This is a genomic window from Veillonella sp. KGMB01456 (assembly GCF_023051165.1).
In the GTDB taxonomy this organism is placed as follows: Bacteria; Bacillota; Negativicutes; order Veillonellales; family Veillonellaceae; genus Veillonella_A.
The window spans coordinates 22,067-29,012 of the sequence record NZ_JALKIG010000029.1 but is presented as its reverse complement, the minus strand read 5'-3'; the positions used below and the strand labels follow the sequence as shown (position 1 = coordinate 29,012).

The following is a 6,946-nucleotide window of genomic DNA, read 5'->3' as shown; positions in this document are numbered from 1 at the left end:
TTCTTTCCTTTTCTATAAGAATTTTTTACCGACCCCCAGTTTAACTGGGGGTTTTATCATGCCTATTCGGCGTACAATAAAAAAGACGAAGATTTTCTCTTCGCCTTAAGGACTTACTATTCAATTTTATTCGTAAACATACACCGACGAATCAATCGCCTTACATCTACATGTTACTGCTACTGCATGTTGGCAAAACGTTCTACTGCTTTAGTGAATTTATCAAGGGTTTTATCCACATCGCCGTGCTCTAACCCATCGCGTACACAGTGACGAATATGGCCTTCCAGAATAACCTGCCCACAACGATTTAAAGCAGATTTTGCAGCATTAATTTGGGATAAAATATCCTCACATGGTACGTCTTCGTCTACCATTCTATCTATCGCCTGCACTTGCCCGATAATTTTCTTGAGGCGGCGATGTAAATTGTCCGCATCCATACACTGTTTCATTAGGTATCCTCCATCTTTTTTATCTTTATTTAATAATAACCGCGAACACATGTATTGTCAATAAAATAACTCTGATTCATATTTCAAATAAAATATAATCATAGTCAACTTACTGTCAGTTATAGGTAAACAAAAAAGCACCACAGTTATTTTTAAAATAACTACGATGCTTTCTCTGTCACTTTTACAAAGTAACGATTGTTTAGTTGCGTTGTCATCATTCTCTTTGTTCCCATTAGAAAGTTTTGAGCCAATCTTCGATTGCTTTATTAATCAAAATTAAAATTGCCATCATACTGCATCCCTCCATCTCAACTACTGTCCTACCATAGGGACTACTTTTTCTATAGACGCTATTCTAAACTATAAAGTAACTTTACAGTCAATAGATTTTCCCTAAATATTAGATGAAGTTTATATGATATTTTCTATAGTATCTTATCACTATTTTAAATATTCAGTATAAATGTGCACCAGAGGCAATACAAAGGCAATACAAAGGCAATATAAAAGCAACACAAAATCAATACGCAAACAATGTAAAATCGTTACTTTTTGACTACCGGAATCTGAAGTATTGTAAAAATTTCGTCATGAAGAACTTCGTCAAACGTCGTATCCAAGAAACAGGAATCCACCACATCACCGCAAACGGTATACCCCTTTTCCGCAATCCAAGCCAAGAGCTGTTTTAAAACAGTTAAATCAGTTGGGCGCCCCCGCTTATAACAGCAAATATAATCGCCTTCCGGCAAATTCAAGACAGTTGACTCAAATTCAAAATTCCCCACGGGAACTCGAATATAGCAGCCCCCATCTTTAAGCATGTTATCCGTTTTAAGTGCTTCTTCTTTTATCAAAAAACCATAGCTATAGGCCGGCAAAAACTCATGATTATATAAATCGCGCCAAAGCTCCATAGACGTTAAGTGGATATTTTGACGATCCACATCACCTGAGTCGTTTTCTAAAAATGTTTTAAAAATAATGGTACGTTCTTTGTAATGTCGCAAAAACGGTTCCCCCTGTGGTCTCGCCACGGCGTTGACCGCTTCCTTATACATATAGAGTCGCTGCTGCAAAGCTAAACGCTTACGCCCTAACTCTTGCATTTCTTTCTGAATCTTTAATTCCTGTTCGGCCAATAACTCTAATTCTGCTTCCGGTGTACGATTATTTAAATGTCCTTGAATCTCTTTCAAACTGATACCTAAAGCTTTTAAAAAACAAATTTCACGCAAGAGCGGAATCTGCACACGGCTATAATAACGATAACCATTTGATGCCGTAAAAACCGGTGAAAAAAGCCCGATAGAATCGTAATACAAAAGCGTTGGACGCGTTAAGCCATGAAGTTTCGCCATATCACTAATGCTGAGTAAATTGTCGTGGATTGACTCGTCCATCACAATCGCTTCAGTTATCGCTTTTTCATGGCCCCCCTCAATACTCAGATTCATTGGAGTATCCAAACCGTGCTCACCGACAATATTTGTAGCTGTATGCTTCATATCAGTATCAAAAGCAGGTATTTTTGCCTTATTGTCAGTATCCATGACTCTTTACTCCTTATCCATTTTCTAAACTGTGAATATATAAATTCCAAATAATTTCTTGCATATGGCGATGACCTCTAATCCCCATAAAAGGGCGTTCAGCCAGTACAATCTCAGCCGGTTCCGGATTACTGATTGTTTGATATGCAATATGCTTATCCGGCACACATAAACGTCGCTCTTGATCACTTCCTAATAATAAACCATTCTCGCCGGTTTGCAAAGCGGCCTGCCAATCATGGCCTTGTACATAGGAATAATAGTCCGGATTAGATTTGCTATCGTCATGCACAACATAAGTAAACTGCCCCGCATCAAGCCATTCATCATTAAGGGCCCGTTCCATACCACGCACAACTGAACTTGGCGCTGATACTAAAACAGAATCAAACCAAGGTTCACCGCATAAACGTTGAATCTCTTTAGTCCGTTCAAATTGACGGGCCTTTTCGCTTTGAATAAGGTCTGTTAGGGGCTTTAAGCGTATTTCAATTTGCGCTTCATCTCTATCGTCGGACTTAGTTAATGTATCAGATTCATCAGCTTGAGAACCTGCAGCATGGGCCTGTTTCATGAGTGCCGTCACTATTTCATGTGCCCATGTAAGCGTCCCTTCCAGGCCATATGGCAAAACCGGTTCAATATACGGCATGGCTAGTTTTTTCAATAACCACTCAGCCACCTCATGACTGAGTTCAGGATGAATGACTACATTTAAATCAGCCTGCGACAAACACTTCAAATCAGCCATATTATGATTGACGGCCAATATCAGATTGACGTCTATCCCCACTATTTTCAAAAGCCGTTCCAACTCTGCCAAATCGTCTATTTCATTATAATACGTGACGGAACAACCGATTAGATTTACCGTATACTGTGACTTAGTCATTCTATCATTGCCATTTTCTTGGCCACACTCTTCGTTATGGACTTTGCCATTCTTTTTGGTATCAGCAGATTTTTCAACATTTTGAAAATCCACCAATTTCAGCAAATCAAGCAAGGCTTTACGATAGCCAGCCCAAAAGTCACCCAAAGTACCACCTGAGTCCATAGTAAGTATAGGACAAGTCAAATCAGATTCGCTGACAATGCTCGACAAATCATCGCCTATCAGACTAAAAGCACAACTATTTTCAACTAATACTAATCCCGGTGCTTTTGGCAGTTTAGTTAAATCTGCCAACGTCTGCAGCAATTCTTTTTCAGTACCAAACACGATAGCCCCATTGGATGGATAGGTACACAGAAAGCGTTGACCCAAGTTTAGACCCGGGCGGTCAGTAACCTTCATAGCATAAAAGTAGCACCAGGTAGGGCCGTTCGCGACAATATACGCATCGGTAATGCCAGCAGCCATAGCGGCAGCACCGGCAAGGGCACAACTTTGTAAACATTCATTATGATTAAACCACGAATTACCAGCCATAGAGCACAATCCCCCTCTCACCGCGCCGTCTTGCCAACATAAACAGCTTGCGATACATCTGTACCAAACCGGCCATGCCGATTGGCGGCAAACAAGGCAATATTAGTTGTCGTAAAAAAGGCTCGGCCAATTCCTGCGTAGTTATAATTAAAGCATCTTTCGGTAATACCGTATCCGCAGTTTCTAAAACAATCGTTGTCTCCGGATAAAAACGCTGTACCATCGTTCTATACATAGCCTGTTGGGTTTCCGGAACATTATCCAGAATAACAACCTTTGCTAACGATAAATTACCTAAATGGATCCACTCAAGAACCCAACTCAAATCGTAGTTAGGGTTTATATAACCTAAAGAAAGCACGATAGAAGCCTCTTGAAGTGTCTTTTTAAAAGGTTCAAAACCTTCTTCAAAACGGCGCCACACATTAGCTTTTATCGCTTCTATCTCAATCTTATGATTCTTAGCGTCGCTCTTAAAATTTTGCAAAAATACGCTAAAATCGTCGAGCCAACGCCTCGTACCTTCCCAACCGATTGGATAATCAGAGGCAAAATGAGAAATACCAAGCTTTTCGTTCATATAATCGGCAATTTCACGTAAATAAGCATAGGCCTTTTGTGTACCGCCTAAAATAACCGTAAAATCCGACTCACCGATCTTTTGCATATCTTCAATTGAGCAATAACCGGGAAATGCTTTATAAATCTCTAAACCAAAATCTTCAATTAAAGCACAGAATTGTTGGATAGCCATTGAGCCGGGCCCGTCTTTTTCGCCGATAAGTGTCACTTTATAGGGCTGGTCAGATGTAACGTTAGGTAACTCTTTTTTCGCCATGAAACGGTCAATTAATAATTTTGCAGCGCTAATAAATCCACCATAATATTCACCATCTAAAAAACCATGACAATCCACATGGAGTACGGGAATGCCATATTCTTGTTCTGCTTCTTGGCAAACAGCCGCCGAATCATCACCGATAACACCGGCTACACAGGAATCGGTCACCACAATATAGCGTGGCTTATAGGTTGCTACCACATAATCTAAGCATTTTTTCAGCAACTGACTACCACCAAAGATCGATTCCTTCTTGGCAATATTAGACGTGATGAGCGGTGCTGTATACGGCGGATTCGTATATTCGCGACGTGCCAACATACGAAAGTACTGATTACGTTCCATTTCTTCCGTAATATGGGCACAAGCTTTCGGTGCATGATACACAACCACACAACCTTCAGAATGCGCTACTGCTTTCCATACACCAGGCATACTGCAACTGTAACTGACTTTGTCTTTGATAAAACGTCGCTTATTCACGGCCATAGCTATACACCAACTCTTCCAATTCTTCGAATGCTAACGGCTTTGGTATATCCGACGCTTGACTATCCCAAATGTGGCTTGCCAACTCACGATACACGGTAGCTTGCGCGCTATCAGGAGCATATTCAATAACCGTCTGACGATTAATTTCCGCATTCTGTACAATATTATCACGGGGAATCACGGCAACAACTTTAGTTCCCAAACGCTCTGCAAAGGCATTAACTATAGCCTCTTCATTAGGAACCATACGACTATTAAGAATTAGGCCACCCAAACGTACGGATCCTCGTTTGGCAAAACGGGCAATCCCTTTACAGATATTATTGGCCGCATAGAGAGCCATCGTTTCGCCGGACGTAACAATGTAGATCTCATCGGCATAGCCTTCACGAATCGGCACGGCAAAACCACCGCAAACCACATCACCAAGGACATCATAAATAACAATATCTTTGTCATCCATTACCGATAATTCGTTGAGTTTCTCTAAGGCAACGATGATACCGCGACCGGCACAGCCCACGCCCGGCTCCGGTCCGCCCGCTTCAATACAAGTAACACCGGCAAAACCTGTATGCACAACGTCTTCTAAGGTAACGTCATCATCTTTTAGACATACTTCGTCCAACACCGTTTGATGACAAATCTTATGAAGAAGCAAACGGGTAGAGTCATTTTTCGGATCACAACCGATTTGACAGACTTGACGCCCTTGCTGCGCCAATGCGGCCGATATATTGGCAGTCGTCGTGGATTTGCCGATACCGCCTTTACCATATATAGCAATCTTTTTCATAATAACCACTGCCTTTCAAATGTATAAGGCTATGTAGAGTTAGCAATTTTATAATGAATCTAAAATAACTTTGTTGATTCTATCTTGTAATTCACTATTTCGTAGTATCCCCTAATCGAATACGCACTTCATTGATAATATGATTCTCTAAGTTACGAATTACATCCGCCACTTCAAATTGGTGAGTAGCTGAAATACCGGCCGGCTCAAAATATTCAAGGCTATTCGATGGATAAGAGCCAGATGATTCAACGGGTACCAAACCCAGCTGTACTAAGCCGAGATTCAATTCTTCATCCGTCAACAGCCCCCACAGCCATTCATCTACCAAATGCGACCACATAGCACTCATAACTACAGTTTCATTACTGCGCGCATATTTCTCAAATGCATTAAGCACTTCAAACTTCTCATGCCCGTCAGCCTCATACTCACTCATATAGCTTTCAAACAGATAGTTCAGGGAAAGCCCGAAGCGCTGCAAACGCTTAAATAGATTATGTTGCTGTTTCGGCCCCAAATGAGTCTGCTTGTATAATGCTAATTTTACCGCTTTTTTGACAGCTTTACCAATTAATTCACCCAATTTGGAATGCTTGCCGGCACTGTCGTAATAATACGGTGATTCACTATTAGCGACTACTATAGTCTGATCCGTGCCGGAACCGGTGGCGATGCCCATGGAATAATGGCTGCCGGCTTGAAGTTCTTGCAATGCAGCCGTTTTCGCTTCGGTGCATGTTACCAATGCCCGAGCTAATAAAGGCTCTGCTAAATCGCCGTCAATATAAAGAATGATGTTAATTGTCCCCAATGGCTCTGCTTCTGTACCATTTGGAGCTTGCTGCCGTCCTGTTTTAAAACGTATATCGTCATCTGTAGTTGTTTCAGTTTTTTCCAACGGTCTATAATACGACGCTTCATCGCCTACACGTCCGCCATTAACATCAATACCACCGGTAACAATAGCCGTCACCGTAAGTTCCTTATAAGACTTCTCAATAATCGCTACATTCTCCATGTAGGCCGCCGTACCAATGCCGGTTCCTTTGGTGGGTTCAAAACCTAGACGCAACGTTACATCATGCAAATGCTGCAAATAATCTTCCAGTGACGTGCACATCGTCTCCCCGGGGCTGGGCTTGGAGTCATGATTGAACACATAAGTATAATCCTCATGATAACCACCATTAAATAGAGAGGTACTCAATACCTTGCGCGGTCCGGTAAAATTAACTACGATTGATCGTTCATAACGTGATACCGAGTCGCCGGTTGGCAATTTCCACAGTTCCATAAAATAGATTCCTTTTGGTGAAAAATAACATATAGATATAGCCCCCATTACTTGCATAATGGGGGTAATCTTTAAAC

6 protein-coding genes are annotated in these 6,946 nt (G+C 41.3%); all 6 read right to left on the bottom strand.

Annotated features, from left to right (window positions below):
* Nucleotides 1–179: 179 nt before the first annotated feature.
* Entirely contained in the window at nt 180–455 is a 276-nt protein-coding gene (locus MXE28_RS08455; protein ID WP_006556589.1) for a metal-sensing transcriptional repressor, read from the bottom strand.
* Nucleotides 456–1,003: 548 nt separating this feature from the next.
* Nucleotides 1,004–2,011, bottom strand: coding sequence for a MerR family transcriptional regulator (locus MXE28_RS08450; RefSeq protein ID WP_156705779.1), 1,008 nt, complete (start codon nt 2,009–2,011; stop codon nt 1,004–1,006).
* A gap of 13 nt (nt 2,012–2,024) precedes the next feature.
* Complete coding sequence (locus MXE28_RS08445; protein ID WP_021842465.1) at nt 2,025–3,443, bottom strand: nitrogenase component 1; 1,419 nt, start codon at nt 3,441–3,443, stop codon at nt 2,025–2,027.
* The gene (locus MXE28_RS08440; RefSeq protein ID WP_156705777.1) at nt 3,433–4,773 is read right to left on the bottom strand and encodes a nitrogenase component 1; all 1,341 of its coding nucleotides are present in this window, start codon (nt 4,771–4,773) and stop codon (nt 3,433–3,435) included. Before MXE28_RS08440 ends, MXE28_RS08445 begins: the two co-directional genes overlap by 11 nt.
* On the bottom strand, nt 4,760–5,572 hold the full coding sequence (nifH, locus tag MXE28_RS08435) for a nitrogenase iron protein (RefSeq protein WP_021842467.1): 813 nt from the start codon (nt 5,570–5,572) through the stop codon (nt 4,760–4,762). The genes MXE28_RS08440 and nifH overlap by 14 nt, the downstream gene beginning before the upstream one ends.
* A 94-nt stretch (nt 5,573–5,666) precedes the next feature.
* Entirely contained in the window at nt 5,667–6,869 is a 1,203-nt protein-coding gene (locus tag MXE28_RS08430) for an adenosylcobinamide amidohydrolase (protein WP_156705775.1), read from the bottom strand.
* Nucleotides 6,870–6,946: the final 77 nt, after the last annotated feature.